The organism is Pseudomonas sp. Leaf59 (assembly GCF_920984685.1).
Classification (GTDB): Bacteria; Pseudomonadota; Gammaproteobacteria; order Pseudomonadales; family Pseudomonadaceae; genus Aquipseudomonas.
Genome location: NZ_CAKLBR010000006.1, coordinates 61,425 through 78,798, shown reverse-complemented (window position 1 = coordinate 78,798; position 17,374 = coordinate 61,425). Strand labels below are relative to the sequence as shown.

Here is a 17,374-nt window from a genome sequence, read left to right as displayed (position 1 = left end):
TCAGTGAACCTCGACCGTGTCGCCCTGCAACCGCTGCAACGCATCGGTCACCGGCTGCGGCAGCAATTGGCGCAGGCAATTGTAGTGGCCGAACCGGCAGGTGCGCTCAAAACACGGGCTGCACTCCAGCCCCAGGCGCACCACTTCGACCTGGTCGGCCAACGGCGGCGTAAAGCCCGGCGAGGTAGAGCCGTACACCGCCACCAGCGGACGGTTCAGCGCGGCGGCCACGTGCATCAGGCCGGAATCGTTGGACACCACCGAATCGGCGCAGGAGAGCAGGTCGATCGCCTCGGCCAGCGAGGTCTCGCCACTCAGGTTCACCGCTTCTTCACGCAGGCCGGGAATCAGGCGCTGGCGAATGTCTTCGCCCACCGAATGATCGTTTTTCGAACCGAACAGCCACACCTGCCAGCCTTCGCGAATCTTCGTTTCGGCGACCTTGGCGTAATGCTCCGACGGCCAGCGCTTGGACTCGCCAAACTCCGCGCCTGGGCACAGCGCCAGCACCGGCCGATCCAACTGCAGGCCAAACTTGCTCAGCGCGGCATCGCGGGTCAACGGGTCGATTTGCAGGCTCGGCCGTGGATACGGCGTGGGCAGCTCGGCACCCGGCGCATAGGCCAGGGCCATGAAGCGCTCGATCATCAGCGGGTAGCGCGCCTTGTCGAGGGTGCGCACGTCGTTGAGCAGCACGTAGCGAAACTCGCCGCGCCAGCCGGTGCGCTTGGGGATGCCGGCAAAATAGGGCACCAGCGCCGACTTGAGCGAGTTGGGCAGCAGGATCGCCTGGTCGTACTGGCCGGCCAGCGACTTGCCGATGCGCCGGCGCGTCGCAAGCTCAAGCGCGCCGTGACCAAGCGGGAAGCTCAAGGCCTGGCGCACTTCGGGCATACGCTCAAGGATCGGCCGGCTCCACTCGGGGGCGAGCACGTCGATCTGGCAGTCTGGATGGCGCTGGCGCAGGCACTGGAACAGTGTCTGTGCCATCACCATGTCACCGACCCAACTGGGCCCAACGATCAGAATATTCATGTAGTTTCCACAAACGATGCGGGGAGGCTTATGCCTCCCCGCCTCGACAATTACCCTAGGTTGCGGTAGCCACGGAACCGCTTTGTGTGGGAGCGGGCTTGCTCGCGAAAGCATCACCGCTGTCCGCCAGACAGATCGCAGCGCCTGCTTCGCGAGCAAGCCCGCTCCCACATAAAGCCGGTTTCCACATTAAATTGGCATCGCTCAATTAATCGAGTATCAGCTTAAACCCAGCTCACGCCAGATTCGCATCACCTGCCGCCGCTCGTCGGCAAACTGCTCCCCGCTCACGGTGCCGGCCTCGTTCTGCAAGGCCTGGCGATGTGCCGCAGAACGGTAGGCCTTGTACACCTCGCGCAGCAAATGGGCATCGGCGGCGGGCATCAGCCCGACCTGCTCCAGGCCCTCCAGAATGCGGATATTGTCGGTAAAGCGCAGCAACGCAGGATGTTGCGCAGACCACGCCAAAGCCGCGTATTGCACCATAAATTCAATATCGACGATACCTCCGGCGTCCTGCTTGAGGTCGAACACGACCGTGGCCTCGAAGGCATTGGCAGCGGTCCCGGCTGTCGTGGCCCTGGTGCCCAGGTTGTCACGCATCTTGGCGCGCATCTCACTGACCTCCTGGCGCAGCTTCGCCAGGTCGCGTTCACGCCCCAGCACCTTGGCCCGGACCTGCTCGAATGCCTGCCCCACATCCTGGCTGCCCACCAGCACGCGCGCGCGGATCAGGGCCTGATGCTCCCAGGTCCATGCTTCATTTTGTTGATAGCGGTCGAATGCCCCCAGCGAACTGACCAATAGCCCGGACGCGCCGGAAGGTCGCAGGCGCATGTCCACTTCGTACAACTGACCGGAGTTGGTCTGGGTGGTCAGCAGGTGAATGATGCGCTGGCCCAGGCGGGTAAAGAACTGCGCGCCGTCGATCGGCTTGGCGCCATCGGTTTCGGCATGGGGGTCGCCATCGTGGATAAATACCAGGTCCAGGTCCGAGCCATGGCCCAGTTCGATACCGCCGACCTTGCCGTACCCGACGATGATGAACCCCGGATTGCACAGGCTGCCGTCCAGCCGCTGCGGCGAGCCGTGGCGCGCGACGGTCTGGCGCCAGGCCAGGGCCAGCACTTGTTCGAGAATGGCTTCGGCGAGCCAGGTGAGGTAGTCGCTGACTTTCATCAACGGCAGGCTGCCGACGATTTCCGAGGCAGCCACACGCAGGCGGTGAGCCAGTTTGAAGTGGCGCAGGGCTTCCATCTGCTGTTCGAGGTCGTCCTCGGGGATACGCGTGAGGCGCTCGCGCAGCTCGGCGGCCAATTCCGGCGCCAATGGCGGTTTGAACAGGCGGCCTTCGTTGAGCAATTCATCCAGCAGCAGCGGGAAGCGCGTGATTTGCTCGGCGATCCACGGACTGGCGGCGCACAGGGTCAGCAGGCGGCGCAGGGCGTCGGGGTTTTCTGTGAGCAGCACCAGGTAGGCCGAACGGCGGGCGACGGCCTCCACCAGCGGCAATACCCGCTCCATCACCAGGTCCGGGTTGGCGTGCTCCACGGCCTGCGCCAGCAGGCGCGGAATAAACGCATCCAGGCGCTCACGCCCCAGACGCTGCATGGCCCGCAATTGCGGGCTGCTGCGCAGGCCGGCCAGGGCCTTGAGCGCCTTGGGCGCATCAGTGAAACCGCCTTCGGCCAGTTGGCGGCAGGCCGCGTCGTCATCCTGGGACTCTTCCCACAATGGCAGCCACTCACCGCCCACGACCAACTCGCTTTCTTCACCCTCCTCCTCATCCGGATCGGCAATCACCTGGCGGAAGTGCCAGTCCACGCGGCCACGCCAGTGCATCAGGCGCTCATGGAACGCCGTCCAGTCGGCAAACCCGAGCATAAAGGCAATGCGCGCCTGGTCTTCCGGGCTGTCGGGGAGCATCTGCGTCTGGCGGTCGGCAATCGCCTGGATCGCGTGTTCGGTGTAGCGCAGGAATTCGTAACCATTGCGCAACTCGGCGATTACCGCCGACGGCAGGTAGCCCTGGCCTTCGAGGGTGCCCAGCACGTTGAGCAGCGGCCGTTGTTGCAGGCTCAGGTCGCGGCCACCGTGGATGAGCTGGAACGCCTGGGCGATAAATTCCACTTCGCGAATGCCGCCCGAGCCCAGTTTGATGTTTTCGGCCATGCCCTTGCGCCGCACTTCCTGCTGGATCAACTGCTTCATGGTGCGCAGCGCTTCGATGGCCGAAAAATCCAGGTAACGGCGGTAGACGAACGGTCGCAGCATATCCAGCAGCACCGTGCCGGCCACCTGATCGCCCGCCACCACCCGCGCCTTGATCATCGCGTAGCGTTCCCAGTCGCGGCCCTGATCCTGGTAATACTGCTCCAGCGCGTTGAAGCTGAGCACCAGCGCGCCGGCAGAACCATAGGGGCGCAGGCGCATGTCGACGCGAAAGACAAAACCATCGACGGTCATCGGGTCCAGCGCCTTGATCAACTTCTGACCCAGGCGAATGAAAAATTCCTGATTGTCCAGGGAGCGCTTCACCCCCACCGTCTCGCCGCCTTCGGGGTAGGCGAAGATCAGGTCGATATCCGACGAAAGGTTGAGCTCCACCGCACCGAGCTTGCCCATGCCGAGGATGACCATGTGCTGGGCTTCGCCGCTGCGCCGACCGGTGGGCGTGCCGAACTGCACGCAGTGGCGCTGGTACAGCCATTGATAGGCCTGGTCGATGCAGGCGTCGGCCATGTCGGAGAGGTCGCGGCAGGTTTGCATCAGGTCGGCCTGGCGGGTCAGGTCGCGCCAGATGATGCGCACTTGCTGGCGCGTGCGCTGGCGCCGCAGGAGACGACCCAGTTCATCTTCCGTTTGCGCCTGTTGCACGGCACCGGCGATCTGGCTGCACAGCTCGCCCGGTGCAAAGCCGCGATCCAGCTCGCCCCAGGCCACCAGCTCAAGCAACATCAAAGGGTCACGAACGCTTTGTTCAATGACAAAATCACTGGCGGCGCATACACGGGTAAACTCTGCCCACCGTTGCGGCGTCCACGCACACAGTCCATTATCGTCGTCCAGCGCGGCCACGGCGTCACGAAATGACTGCTCGGCCCGCTGGGCAAATGGCAAGAGAATGGCAGGCAGTTCGGCCAGCGTTGGAAGGCTCATGGTCTATCCTTGATCGGCGTGTAAATGGCCTGTAGAGGTGAACGCGAGAACCGCGCTCGGTGAAGAACTGTCGAACAAAAGTTAGAAATAGCTGAAATTAAATTAATCTTGGCAGGTAACATCAAACTTGAACCTTTTCTTGTTCGCAAAAGATCAACATTAACGATTATGCTCACCAGCCAGACCGAGCCATACGCTCGGTCTTGTGTAGTTTTACTACTCGTATATACATTCGAAAGGCTGAAATGGCCGACGATTTGTAGTAAAACTACAGGACGCCGAAGCAACCTTCGGCCATCCAAGAATTTATGTCGTCTGCCCACAAGGCCAGTCGCAAACTTCAGGCAACCGATTCTGGTAGCCTTTCCGCCCTGGAGCAAGCCATGCAAGACCTCGATCCCGTCGAAACCCAGGAATGGCTGGACGCCCTGGAATCGGTTCTCGACAAAGAAGGCGAAGACCGTGCTCATTACCTGATGACCCGTATGGGCGAACTCGCGACCCGCAGCGGCTCGCAGTTGCCTTACGCCATCACCACGCCATACCGCAACACCATCCCCGTTACCCACGAAGCACGCATGCCTGGCGACCTGTTCATGGAACGCCGCATTCGCTCGCTGGTACGCTGGAACGCCATGGCGATGGTAATGCGCACGAACTTGAAAGATTCGGACCTGGGCGGTCACATCTCCAGCTTCGCTTCCAGCGCAACCCTTTATGACATCGGCTTCAACTACTTCTTCCAGGCCCCGACCGACGAACACGGCGGCGACCTGATCTACTTCCAGGGCCACACCTCCCCAGGCGTTTACGCCCGTGCGTTCATGGAAGGCCGCATCAGTGAAGAACAAATGAACAACTTCCGCCAGGAAGTCGACGGTCAGGGCCTCTCGTCCTACCCGCACCCTTGGCTGATGCCCGATTTCTGGCAGTTCCCAACCGTTTCCATGGGGCTGGGCCCGATCCAGGCGATCTACCAGGCACGCTTCATGAAGTACCTGGAAGCCCGTGGTTTCATCCCGGAAGGCAAGCAGAAAGTCTGGTGCTTCCTGGGCGACGGCGAGTGCGACGAGCCGGAATCCCTGGGCGCCATCTCCCTGGCCGGCCGCGAGAAGCTCGACAACCTGATCTTCGTCATCAACTGCAACCTGCAGCGCCTCGACGGCCCGGTTCGCGGCAACGCCAAGATCATCCAGGAACTCGAAGGCGTGTTCCGTGGCGCTCATTGGAACGTGACCAAAGTCATCTGGGGCCGTTTCTGGGACCCACTGCTGGCCAAGGACGTCGACGGTATCCTGCAACGTCGCATGGACGAAGTCATCGACGGCGAGTACCAGAACTACAAGGCCAAAGACGGCGCGTTCGTGCGTGAACATTTCTTCAACACGCCTGAGCTCAAGGCGATGGTTGCCGACCTGTCCGACGACGAGATCTGGAAACTCAACCGTGGCGGCCACGACCCGTACAAGGTCTACGCGGCGTACCACCAGGCGGTCAACCACAAAGAGCAGCCGACCGTTATCCTGGCCAAGACCATCAAGGGTTATGGCACCGGTGCCGGCGAAGCGAAGAACACCGCGCACAACACCAAGAAAGTCGACGTCGACAGCCTGAAGCTGTTCCGTGATCGCTTCGACATTCCGGTCAAAGACGAAGAGCTGGAAAACCTGCCGTTCTTCAAGCCAGAGCCAAACAGCGCCGAAGCCCGCTACCTCAGCGAGCGTCGCACCGCACTGGGCGGTTTCGTACCGCAGCGCCGCGCCAAGTCGTTCGATATTCCTACGCCTCCACTCGATACCCTCAAGGCGATCCTGGACGGTTCGGGCGACCGGGAAATTTCCACTACCATGGCCTTCGTGCGCATCCTCGCGCAACTGGTCAAGGACAAGGAAATCGGTTCGCGTATCGTGCCGATCATCCCGGACGAAGCGCGTACCTTCGGTATGGAAGGCATGTTCCGTCAGTTGGGCATCTACTCCTCGGTCGGCCAGCTCTACGAGCCAGTCGATAAAGACCAAGTGATGTTCTACAAGGAAGACAAGAAAGGCCAGATCCTCGAAGAAGGCATCAACGAAGCGGGCGCCATGAGCTCCTTCATCGCTGCCGGCACCTCGTACTCCAGCCACAACCAGCCAATGCTGCCGTTCTACATCTTCTACTCGATGTTCGGCTTCCAGCGTATCGGCGACCTGGCGTGGGCAGCGGGCGACAGCCGTACCCGTGGCTTCCTGATCGGCGGCACCGCCGGCCGCACCACGCTGAACGGCGAAGGCCTGCAACACGAAGACGGTCACAGCCACATCCTGGCGGCCACCATCCCGAACTGCCGCACCTTTGATCCAACCTACGGCTACGAGCTGGCGGTGATCATCCAGGACGGCATGAAGAAGATGACCGAGCAGCAGCAGGACGTTTTCTACTACATCACCGTGATGAACGAGTCCTACCAACAGCCAGCCATGCCGGCCGGTGTCGAGGAAGGCATCATCAAGGGCATGTACCTGCTCGAAGAAGACACCAAGGAAGCAGCGCACCACGTGCAACTGATGGGCTCCGGCACCATCCTGCGCGAAGTGCGTGAAGCGGCGAAGATCCTGCGTGACGAATTCAACGTCGGCGCCGACGTGTGGAGCGTTACCAGCTTCAACGAACTGCGTCGCGACGGCCTGGCCGTGGAGCGCAACAACCGCCTGCACCCAGGCCAGAAGCCGCAACTGAGCTATGTCGAAGAATGCCTGAACGGCCGTAAAGGTCCGGTCATTGCCTCCACCGACTATATGAAGCTGTTTGCTGAACAGATTCGCCAGTGGGTCCCGTCCAAGGAATTCAAAGTCCTGGGCACCGACGGTTTCGGCCGCAGTGACAGCCGCAAGAAGCTGCGTCACTTCTTCGAAGTTGACCGTCACTTCGTGGTGTTGGCAGCCCTGGAAGCCTTGGCTGACCGTGGTGAGATCGAACCCAAGGTGGTGGCTGACGCCATCGTCAAGTTCGGGATCAACCCGGAAAAACGCAACCCACTGGACTGCTGAGGAGATTTTTTGTGAGCGAACTCATTCGCGTACCTGACATCGGCAGCGGTGAAGGTGAAGTAATCGAGCTGTTTGTGAAGGTCGGCGACACCGTCGAAGCCGACCAGAGCATCCTGACCCTCGAGTCGGACAAGGCGAGCATGGAAATCCCTGCTCCCAAGGCCGGTGTGGTCAAGAGCCTGAAAGTGAAGCTGGGCGATCGCCTGAAAGAAGGCGACGAACTGCTGGAGCTGGAAGTCGAAGGTGCTGCCGATGCAGCCCCTGCCGCCAAGGCTGAATCGGCCGCCGCCCCCGCGCCGGCCGCGGAAAAACCTGCCGCTGCCGAGGCCCCTGCGGCCCCGGCTGCTGCACCCGCAGAAGCCACGGTCCAGGACATTCACGTCCCGGACATCGGTTCGTCGGGCAAGGCCAAGATCATCGAGCTGCTGGTCAAGGTGGGCGACACCGTCGAAGCCGACCAGTCGCTGATCACCCTGGAGTCCGACAAGGCCTCCATGGAAATCCCGTCGCCGGCTGCCGGCGTAGTGGAAAGCATCGCGGTCAAGCTGGAAGACGAAGTCGGCACTGGCGACTTCATCCTCAAGCTGAAAGTACAAGGCGCTGCACCGGCTGCCGCTCCAGCACCCGCCGCCGCTCCGGCTGCTGCAAAGGCTGAAGCTGCTCCGGCCGCTGCCGCCCCGGCACCGGCTGCAAAAGCCGAGGCCGCACCGGCCCCGGCTGCTGCCGCACCTGCGCCAAGCGGTGCCAAGGTTCACGCCGGCCCTGCGGTTCGCCAACTGGCCCGTGAATTCGGTGTCGAGCTGAACGCTGTGTCGGCCACTGGCCCGCATGGTCGCGTGCTGAAGGAAGACGTGCAGGTTTACGTCAAATCCATGATGCAGAAGGCCAAGGAAGCTCCGGCTGCCGGCGCTGCCACCGGTGGTTCGGGCATTCCGCCGATCCCGGTCGTGGATTTCAGCCGCTTCGGCGAGACCGAAGAAGTGCCGATGACTCGCCTGATGCAAATCGGCGCGTCGAGCCTGCACCGCAGCTGGCTGAACATCCCGCACGTGACCCAGTTCGACCAGGCCGATATCACCGACCTCGAAGCTTTCCGCGTTGCGCAGAAAGCCGTGGCCGAGAAGGCCGGCGTCAAGCTGACCGTGCTGCCACTGCTGCTCAAGGCGTGCGCGCACCTGCTCAAGGAGCTGCCGGACTTCAACAGTTCGCTGGCGCCAAGCGGCAAGGCGATCATTCGCAAGAAGTATGTGAACGTCGGTTTTGCGGTTGATACCCCGGACGGCCTGCTGGTGCCTGTGATCAAGAACGTTGATCAGAAGAGCCTGCTGCAACTGGCTGCCGAAGCGGCTGCACTGGCTGCCAAGGCCCGTGACAAGAAGCTCACCGCCGACGACATGCAAGGCGCCTGCTTCACCATTTCCAGCCTCGGTCACATTGGCGGCACTGGCTTCACGCCAATCGTCAACGCGCCGGAAGTGGCGATCCTGGGTGTATCCAAGGCGACTATCCAGCCAGTGTGGGACGGTAAAGCGTTCCAGCCGAAACTGATGCTGCCGCTGTCGCTGTCCTACGATCACCGCGTGATCAATGGTGCCGCGGCTGCGCGCTTCACCCAGCGTCTGAGCCAGTTGCTGAACGACATCCGCACCATCCTGCTGTAAGCATCACCCGGCCTCTCCCTCATCGGGGAGGCCGGGTTGCACCGATTTTCGAGCGCCACGCTCGTACCTCAACCCCGCCACATGGCGGGGCTTTTTTTGCGCGTACGCCGCACAGGCAATGGCTTTGCAAACAGGTTTGTACACCTTTGATCAACCCGACTGCAGAAATCCCCCAGCCGGCCGATAACAGCCTTATAGCACTTAGCCTTCATCCTCTCTTGTCAGCCTGTGCTGCATGATGCAACCTTGCCACAAGCAACAGTCAAGAGGGCGTGAGCCCGGCGCCAAGTGCGTTATTTCAAGTGAGCTTCCCCATGAAAAGCCAGCCCGATGCCGCCCGTATGGCGGCCGAGGTAGTGACGCAATTACCCGTGCCTTCGCGCCTGGGTATGCTGCGTTTCGAGCGGCTGAATGAGGCAAGCTGGGCCCTGCTGTACCTGGACCCCAATTGCGAACGCCAATTCGGCCTGTCGGCGGTGGAACTGTGTGCCCTGCTCGGCACGCCCTACGCCAGCCTGATGGAGCCACAGGCGCGCTATCAACTGCACGATGCCATCCAGCAACAGCTGAGCCAGAGCCCTCACTACCTGGTGCGCTACACCCTGCACACCAACGACGGCCCGCTGAATCTGCTGGAAATGGGCGAGGCCTACAAACAGCACAACCGCCACCTGCTGCGCGGCTACCTGATGGTCGTGGACGGCCTGTTCAACGAGCTGCCCTCCACCGCCCCGACTGTCGACCTGGAAAGCCAGAACAGCCGCCTGCAGATCGCCCTGGAACTCAACCAGCGCGCGCAACAGGAACAGCTGCAACATCTTGAGCGGGTGCGCGCCCAGCAGGAACTGATCCTGCTGCTGGCCCGTCAGCGCTACACCACCCCCAATTCGCTGCAGGAAGCCGCCGAGCTGATCACCCGCAGCGCCTGCGATATCTACCAGATCGATTTCGCCAGTATCTGGAACCTCGAAGGCCAGCGCCTGGTGCCGATCTCGGCGTACAACCATGCCGAAGGGCGCCACCACCTGCCCGATCCGATTGACGCCAGCGGCTTCCCCGACTACCTGGAGGCCCTGCATACCAGTCGCGCCATCGACGCCAACAACGCCATGCGCGACCCGCGCACCCGGGAAATGGCCGAGACCCTGCGCGCCAATGACACCTACGCCATGCTCGACGCGAGCATTCGCGTGGACGGCCAGGTGGTCGGCGTGCTGTGCCTGGAACAGGGCGGCAGCCCGCGCGCCTGGCAGTCCGATGAAATCGCGTTTGCCGGCGAGCTGGCGGACCAGTTCGCCCAGGTCATCAACAACCACAACCGGCGCACCGCCACCAGCGCACTGCACCTGTTCCAGCGTGCGGTGGAGCAAAGCGCGAATGCCTTCCTGCTGGTCAATTGCGACGGCGTGGTGGAGTACGTCAACCCCAGTTTTACCGCGATCACCCAGTACAGCACCGAAGAGGTCCACGGCCACCGCCTGGCGCAGTTGCCGGCCCTGGAAAACCTCAGTGAGCTGCTGTTCGACGCGCCCTCGGCCCTGGCCAAGAGCAACAGCTGGCAGGGCGAGTTCAAGAGCCGGCGCAAGAACCTGGAACCCTACTGGGGCCAGCTGTCGATTTCCAAGGTGTACGGCGACAACCGTGAGCTGACCCATTACATCGGCATCTACGAAGACATCACCCAGACCAAGCTGGCCCAGCAGCGTATCGAGCGCCTGGCGTACACCGACAACCTGACCAACCTGGGCAACCGTCCGGCGTTCATCCGCAACCTCGATGAGCGCTTTGCCCGAGACAGCGACAGCCCGATCAGCCTGCTGCTGGTGGACATCGACAACTTCAAGCGCATCAACGACAGCCTCGGCCACCAGACCGGCGACAAGCTGCTGATCAGCCTCGCCCGGCGCCTGCGCAACAGCCTGAGCAGCAGCGGCAGCCTGGCGCGCTTTGCCAGTAACGAATTTGCGGTGCTGCTCGACGACACCGACCTCGAGAGCGGCCAGCAGGTCGCCAGCCAACTGCTGGCCACGCTCGACAAGCCGATGTTCGTCGACAACCAGTTGATCAGCGTCACTGGCTCCGTGGGCCTGGCCTGCGCGCCGTTGCATGGCCGCGACCCGCAGACGCTGATGCGCAACGCAGGCCTGGCCTTGCACAAGGCCAAGGCCAACGGCAAACATCAGGTACAGGTGTTCACCGAGGCGTTGAATGCCGAGGCCAGCTACAAGCTGTTCGTGGAAAACAACCTGCGCCGCGCGCTGACGCAAAACGAGCTGGACGTGTTTTATCAGCCCAAGCTGTGCCTGCGCAGCGGCCGCCTGCTGGGCATGGAAGCGCTGCTGCGCTGGAACCACCCGGAAAAAGGCATGATCCGCCCCGACCAGTTCATCAGCGTGGCCGAAGAAACCGGTTTGATCATCCCTATCGGCAAATGGATCGCGCGCCAGGCCTGCCGCATGAGCAAGCGACTGAGCGCCGCCGGCATGGGCAACCTGCAGGTGGCAATCAACCTGTCGCCCAAGCAGTTCTCCGACCCGGACCTGGTGGCCTCCATCGCCAGCATCCTCAAGGAAGAAGAACTGCCGGCCAATCTGCTGGAGCTGGAACTCACCGAAGGCCTGCTGCTGGAGGCCACCGAAGACACGCGCCAGCAACTGGACCAGTTGAAAAGCTTCGGCCTGACCCTGGCCATGGACGACTTCGGCACCGGTTATTCGTCGCTGAGCTACCTGAAAAAATTCCCCATCGACATCATCAAGATCGACCGCAGCTTTATCCATGAAATCCCGGACAACCAGGACGACATGGAAATCACCTCGGCCGTGATCGCCATGGCCCACAACCTGAAACTCAAGGTGGTGGCCGAAGGCATCGAGACCGCCGAGCAGTTGGCGTTCCTGCGCCGGCATCGTTGCGATGTGGGGCAGGGCTACCTGTTCGACCGGCCGATCCCGGGCTCCGAGCTGCTCGAAAAGCTCAAGCGCTACCCACGCGGGCCAATCGCCTGACAGCGCTGTAACACTCGGGCACACTGGCGGTCCGATTCTTACCCAACTCAATCTGACTGAGAGGACTGATCATGGTCTTGCGCTCGGAAATTCTGGTGAACAAAAACGTGCTGCCGACTCAAGAACAAGCATTGCCTGGCCGTGAAACGCCAATGACCCTGCCGGAAACGCACTTCGTCAACGGCAACCCGCTGCTGGGCCCGTTCGTCGACGACGTTGGTTTTGCAATCTTCGGCCTCGGTTGTTTCTGGGGCGCAGAACGCAAGTTCTGGGAACGCGACGGCGTGGTCAGCACCGTGGTGGGTTACGCCGGCGGCTACACGCCCAACCCGACCTACGAAGAAGTGTGCTCGGGCCTCACCGGCCACAGCGAAGTGGTGCTGGTGGTGTATGACCAGGCCAAAGTGACCTACGAAGATTTGCTGAAGATGTTCTGGGAATTGCACAACCCGACCCAGGGCATGCGCCAGGGCAACGACATCGGCACCCAGTATCGCTCGGTCATCTACGCCACCACACCGGAACAACTGGCGGCGGCGCACGCCAGTGCGCAGGCGTATCAGCAGGAACTGACCAAGGCCGGGCTGGGCGAGATCACCACGGAAATTGCAGAGGCGCCGACGGTGTATTTCGCCGAGACGTATCACCAGCAGTATCTGGCGAAGAATCCGCAGGGCTATTGCGGCATCGGCGGCACTGGCGTGACTTGCCCGATCTAAGACGTGCGCAACTCAAATGTAGGAGCGGGCTTGACCGCGAATGCGGTGTATCAGTCGACCTATCCGTTAACTGACACCCTGCTTTCGCGAGCAGGCCCGCGCTTATCAAACACAAAATAACTTTTCGATTTAAAAACTGAAATTTCAGGAAGCCACAGTCCTGTGGCGAGCAGGCTTGTCCTGCGTTGGGCTGCGCAGCAGCCCCAAAACCATGCTCCGGGCAGTGTCAGGTACACCGCATTTCCCTTGACCGGGGGCGCTGCGCGCGCCAACGCGGGGCAAGCTCTAATGCCGTTCAGTTAAGCCAGCGTGATGCTCGAAGCAATGAGCGGTGCGATTTTTCGGTGTACCTATCCGTTTCTGCGGTAACGACGACTTAGGGTTCCGCCCTTACGGCGGCTCACTTTTGAAAAGCGCAAAAGTAAGCAAAACGCTCTTGCCCCAACACTCGGCACCTCGCCTGGGCTCGGTGTGCCCTCACGCAGGCTTTGGAGCGTGGGCCGCCGCGATGGGCCATCCTTGGCCCAGCGCGGCTAACCCGGCGTCCTGCCGGGTTACCCACGCTCCAAAACCTGCGTTCGGCCAGCGTGTTTGACGGGGCGCTCCAGATCAAAAGCAAAAGCAAAAGCAAAAGCGTGGCGGCCTGAGAGCCGACCGAAATGGTCTGCCGAACGCTGTACAAAATGTGGGAGGGGGCTTGCTCCCGATGGCGTCGGCCCAGCAAACATTGACGTTGACTGACCCACCGCTTTCGCGGGCAAGTCGAATCGTCGCACCGCCGCTCCCACAAGGGAGCTGCGCTTAACTGACTGGCATTAGGGCAAGCCCGCTTGCCACAGAGCCTCCAGTTTGCTGCGCGACAGCGCTAAGTCGAAGACTGGGCAGAGCCGCACATTTGGTTTGGTGCCTGGCTTGAGCGCCAATTATTCAGCGATGAGCCAATCCATCTGCCAGCCGCCCTGGGTCTGGCCGAGCTTTTTGGACAGCCACGGCAGCAGCTCACGCAACTCCTCTTCCAAACCCCACGGCGGGTTGGCAATCGCCAGGCCCGAGCCGGTCAGGGTGTTGGGCGTGTCCAGCGGATGCACCAGCAATTCCACGCGCAGCAACTTCGGCGCGCCGGTGCCGGCCAGGTCCTGATAGAAGCGGCGCAACATGCGCTGATCCTTCACCGGGTACCAGATCGCCGCGACCGTCTGGCGCATGCGACCGATTGCTTCCTTGAGGGATGCGGCGCAACGCTGCATTTCATCGAGCTGTTCAAACGGCGGATCGATCAGCATCAACGCACGTTTTTCCGGTACCGGCAGCAGGGCACGCGGCACATGCCAGCCTTCGCCCAGGTGCACTTTGACCCGGCGATCGCCCTTCATGTTGTCCTTGAGCAACACCCCGTCTTCCGGGTGTTTTTCGTTGAGCAGTACGCGGTCCTGCGCTCGCGTGAGGCGGCGGGCCAGCTCGGGCGAGCCCGGGTAGTAACGCAACTGGCCATCGGGGTTCATCTCATGCAGCACGCGCATGTAGTCGGCGGTCAGTGGCGGCAGGTCGCTGGCGCCCCACAAGCGGGCGATGCCTTCGAGGTACTCACCCGTGCGGTTGGCCTGATCACCTTGCAGGTCGTACAGGCCGATGCCGGCATGGGTGTCGAGGTAGGCGAACGGCTGCTCCTTGCGCGACATCAGGGCGATGAGGCGGGTCAGAGTCAGGTGTTTGAAGACATCGGCGTGGTTGCCGGCGTGAAAGGCGTGACGATAATTCATGGTTGCTCCTGCGCAGGGGGCGAAGTTTACCTTCTGCGCGGGCAAAGGTGCAGGGCCGTGTGCCGGGCGGTGCTCAGGGCGTCAGTTCCGTACTGAGGTAGTCGATCAGTGCCGCAACGTCCAGCTGCGGCCCGCGCACGAAGTACGACAGCTTGTGTTGCAGGGTCGTCGGGGTAAATGCGCCGTACAGGTCCGGGCGCTGTTCTTCCAGCCATTGCAGCAGGTTGTCGATCAGGGTCTGGGGTGACTGCGCGGCCAGATGCTCAAGCAGCGCCGGCGGTAGCTGCCACCAGGGACTGATTTTGGCGGCGGTCACCGCACCCGTCATCACCGTAAGCGGGCAACCATTGATCAGGTAACGCTTAAACACCGGCAATACCTTCGCGGCGCCATCGCCCAGGTGTTGCAGCAGCGGCAGAAACCGGGCGCCGTCCCAGTAGCGCAGAAACACAGCCTGCCCCTCGGGCAGCAGCACCTTGGTCAGGCCCTGCAAATGGGCGATCACGGCGTCCAGCGGGCTGCACGACACCGCCAGCCATCCCCAATCCGTCGATTCGCTGGCGGCGATCCAATCGAGAAAGGCGCTGCCCGGCTCGACAATAGCCACGTAAGGCATGACCTCACCCCACTGCGCGTAGGCCGTCCCTGCCCATACCGCATGAGGCGCAGGCCCGGCAGCCCTGGCTTGCCAGACGGCAAGCGGCCTGGCCTCGCTGGCATTGCCCAGCACCGCATAGAGGGTTTCACCAGCCTGCAAAGGCCACTGCGCCAGCCAGGCACTGGGCGTCAAAGGGATAGGCATCAGGGGAGTTTCCTGTCGACGTTGGCATGTTCGGCGATGTCACACTGCCCGTTTTTGCAGCGCTCGCACTCTTCACAAAACGGCGCGCTGCGCTTCAGGCTCGCCACTTGCACGGGGCTTAGCGGTAACAGCATGACGGCCTGCAGGTTTTCCTTTAAGCCAGGCAGTAACGGTGCCGCACCTGGCGCAGGTCCACCACCGATCTGAATCGGCACACTGCTGAAAATCCCGGCGGCAGACAGCGTGATCGACTGACCTGCGGCCTGAATCGTGACCGTGGCACCGGCATCGATGACCACGCTTTGCCCTGCGCCAATGCGGATGGTGACCCCAGCCTGCATCTGCTGCGAACCGCCGACCACCAGGTGATCATCCTGCTTGAGTTCGGTGAGCCGGTTGCCGTGGGTGATGCGTTGTTCTTCGCCCTGCAACTCGTGGTGCGACTCGCCGCCCACCTTCACCCGCCGATGATTGTCGACCTGCACCTGCTGGTCATTGAGCACATGCTGGGTCCAGTCACGCTGGGCACGCAGGTAGATTTCCTCGGCGCCCTTGCGGTCCTCGATGCGCAGTTCGTTGTAACCACCGCCCCCGGGGCTGCTCTGGCTGCGGAAAATGCTGCGGGTCTTGTCGGCCGGCAGGTCGAGGGGCACGGGTGTGGCGGCATTGGGCAGGCAGCCCATGACGACCGGCATATCACTATCGCCATTGACGAAGCCCACCAGCACTTCCATGCCAACCCGAGGAATCAGCACCGCCCCATAACGATCATGGGCCCAGCCGCTGGCAACCCTCAGCCAGCAACTGGAATGCTCGTTATGCTGGCCATCGCGATCCCAGGCCATCTGCACCTTGACCCGGCCGTATTCATCGCAATGAATCTCGCTGTCGACGGGCCCGGTGACCACTGCATTCTGGAAGCCGGATATGTGCGGCCGCGACATAATCAGCGGTGTTCGAAACATCACCTCCCACGGTGTTACAACGAAGTCGTTACGGTAACCCTGAGAGGATTCGCCGCCATAGTCATCAGGCGCAGCCTCCTCCAGCACTTGCGGCTGATGCCCTTCATGGTGCAACTGGGTGATCAGCCACAGATCATTCCATTCCTCACGCGGATGCCCGGCCATCTTCAGGAACTGCCCGCAGACCAAGGCCGGCTGGTCGCTCAACCCCCTGGCCTGGCGATAATCACTGCGATGACGCTCCAACAGGCGTCGCGCCAGGTAGTTGCCGTGATCGCGATCCATAAAGTGCCCAGGATAGGCCTGCTCGTTCAGGTCGGGGCGCTGCTCTCCCGAAGCTGCGCTTTCCAGTACCAGGCTCGGCTTCCGGAAATCGTAGTCCCGCAGGTTCACACCCGTGGTGCGCGTCTCCATCTGCAGGATGAAGCGCTTGATTGCAGGCGTGTCGGCCACCATTCCGGAACCCGGCGAGTACGGGGTGGTTTGATCCGGCTGGGCGAACACGCTTTGATCATCGCCAAACACCAACAAATGGCGCTCGGGGCTGTGCTGAAAGTGATAGTGGATACCCGACTCGACGCACAAGCGCTGGATGAACTGCAGGTCGGTTTCATCGAACTGAACACAGTACTCACGCTCGGGATACTTCCCGCTCAGCTGGAATAAGAAGTTATCAGCCTGGATGGCCTGGGCCTCCAGCACCAGCGCAATGATCTGCGGCACGGTTTTTTTGTGGAACATACGCTGGTGGGTGCTGTGCTCCAGATAAGCCAACTGCGGCACCAGGGCTATCTGATAGCGGGTCATACGCCTGCCCGAATCACCTTGTGCCACTCGATATACCTGGCCGTGAACGCCTCGGCCCTGGGGGTCAAACGCCAGGAAGGCCTGCCGGTGCAGCAGGCTTTCAATGTCCAGATCAGGTTGTTCGCAGACCAGTTCGAGGTCGAAGCGAAAAGGCAGGCTGATAAATTCATCCCCCGAAAACCGTTGAACCTTGAGTTCACTGGGCTCTCCGTCGAGGGTCAGGGTAAATGCACTTTGATTGGCGAGAGCGAACATCCGGTGTTTCTCTGCGAGGGAGTAGGCGAGCAATTCTGCACCACTGCCCTGCCCCACCGAACACGTGCCAGGCAAATCAGTAAAAGCCTACGTGGGCACGTATGAATTTTCGCCAACCCCAGGTAAACCGCACATAAAAAAGCCCGCCATCCAGAGGATGCGGGCCTTTGTGCT

Annotated in this window: 9 protein-coding genes; 4 read left to right on the top strand and 5 right to left on the bottom strand. The window is 61.8% G+C overall.

Features of this window, described 5'->3' with window-relative positions; genetic code table 11:
• Positions 1-1,035 carry a lipopolysaccharide heptosyltransferase II gene (gene waaF / locus LUB09_RS08720; protein WP_231422359.1) on the bottom strand — a complete coding sequence of 345 codons (1,035 nt, stop codon included), beginning with the start codon at positions 1,033-1,035 and terminating at the stop codon, positions 1-3.
• A 219-nt stretch (positions 1,036-1,254) separates the two neighbouring features.
• Positions 1,255-4,194 carry a bifunctional [glutamate--ammonia ligase]-adenylyl-L-tyrosine phosphorylase/[glutamate--ammonia-ligase] adenylyltransferase gene (gene glnE, locus LUB09_RS08715; protein ID WP_231422358.1) on the bottom strand — a complete coding sequence of 980 codons (2,940 nt, stop codon included), beginning with the start codon at positions 4,192-4,194 and terminating at the stop codon, positions 1,255-1,257.
• Between the two features lie 383 nt (positions 4,195-4,577).
• On the opposite strand from glnE, the gene aceE reads away from it, so the two are divergent.
• The 4 genes from aceE (at position 4,578) to msrA (ending at position 12,611) form a co-directional block, all read left to right on the top strand.
• Positions 4,578-7,223 carry a pyruvate dehydrogenase (acetyl-transferring), homodimeric type gene (aceE, locus tag LUB09_RS08710; protein WP_209987747.1) on the top strand — a complete coding sequence of 882 codons (2,646 nt, stop codon included), beginning with the start codon at positions 4,578-4,580 and terminating at the stop codon, positions 7,221-7,223.
• Positions 7,224-7,234: 11 nt separating this feature from the next.
• Positions 7,235-8,884 (top strand): dihydrolipoyllysine-residue acetyltransferase, encoded by a 1,650-nt coding sequence (gene aceF / locus LUB09_RS08705; RefSeq protein WP_231422357.1) that lies wholly within the window; start codon positions 7,235-7,237, stop codon positions 8,882-8,884.
• A gap of 314 nt (positions 8,885-9,198) precedes the next feature.
• Positions 9,199-11,892, top strand: a complete 2,694-nt coding sequence (locus LUB09_RS08700) for a putative bifunctional diguanylate cyclase/phosphodiesterase (protein WP_231422356.1) — start codon at positions 9,199-9,201, stop codon at positions 11,890-11,892.
• 71 nt (positions 11,893-11,963) lie between these two features.
• Positions 11,964-12,611 carry a peptide-methionine (S)-S-oxide reductase MsrA gene (gene msrA, locus LUB09_RS08695; RefSeq protein WP_209987737.1) on the top strand — a complete coding sequence of 216 codons (648 nt, stop codon included), beginning with the start codon at positions 11,964-11,966 and terminating at the stop codon, positions 12,609-12,611.
• 923 nt (positions 12,612-13,534) lie between these two features.
• Here msrA and LUB09_RS08690 read toward each other — a convergent pair.
• The 3 genes from LUB09_RS08690 to LUB09_RS08680 form a co-directional block, all read right to left on the bottom strand.
• Positions 13,535-14,371: a 23S rRNA (adenine(2030)-N(6))-methyltransferase RlmJ gene (locus tag LUB09_RS08690; RefSeq protein ID WP_209987732.1), complete on the bottom strand. Its 837-nt coding sequence runs from the start codon at positions 14,369-14,371 to the stop codon at positions 13,535-13,537.
• Between the two features lie 73 nt (positions 14,372-14,444).
• Entirely contained in the window at positions 14,445-15,173 is a 729-nt protein-coding gene (locus LUB09_RS08685) for a DUF4123 domain-containing protein (RefSeq protein ID WP_231422355.1), read from the bottom strand.
• Positions 15,173-17,200, bottom strand: coding sequence for a type VI secretion system Vgr family protein (locus LUB09_RS08680; RefSeq protein ID WP_231422354.1), 2,028 nt, complete (start codon positions 17,198-17,200; stop codon positions 15,173-15,175). The genes LUB09_RS08685 and LUB09_RS08680 overlap by 1 nt, the downstream gene beginning before the upstream one ends.
• Positions 17,201-17,374: the final 174 nt, after the last annotated feature.

Bases quoted from the DNA above. Each gene is read 5' to 3' on its own strand.
- LUB09_RS08700 (WP_231422356.1), top strand. From the start codon at position 9,199: ATGAAAAGCCAGCCCGATGCCGCCCGTATGGCGGCCGAGGTAGTGACG.
- waaF (WP_231422359.1), bottom strand. From the start codon at position 1,035: ATGAATATTCTGATCGTTGGGCCCAGTTGGGTCGGTGACATGGTGATG.
- msrA (WP_209987737.1), top strand. From the start codon at position 11,964: ATGGTCTTGCGCTCGGAAATTCTGGTGAACAAAAACGTGCTGCCGACT.
- LUB09_RS08690 (WP_209987732.1), bottom strand. From the start codon at position 14,371: ATGAATTATCGTCACGCCTTTCACGCCGGCAACCACGCCGATGTCTTC.
- glnE (WP_231422358.1), bottom strand. From the start codon at position 4,194: ATGAGCCTTCCAACGCTGGCCGAACTGCCTGCCATTCTCTTGCCATTT.
- LUB09_RS08680 (WP_231422354.1), bottom strand. From the start codon at position 17,200: ATGTTCGCTCTCGCCAATCAAAGTGCATTTACCCTGACCCTCGACGGA.
- LUB09_RS08685 (WP_231422355.1), bottom strand. From the start codon at position 15,173: ATGCCTATCCCTTTGACGCCCAGTGCCTGGCTGGCGCAGTGGCCTTTG.
- aceE (WP_209987747.1), top strand. From the start codon at position 4,578: ATGCAAGACCTCGATCCCGTCGAAACCCAGGAATGGCTGGACGCCCTG.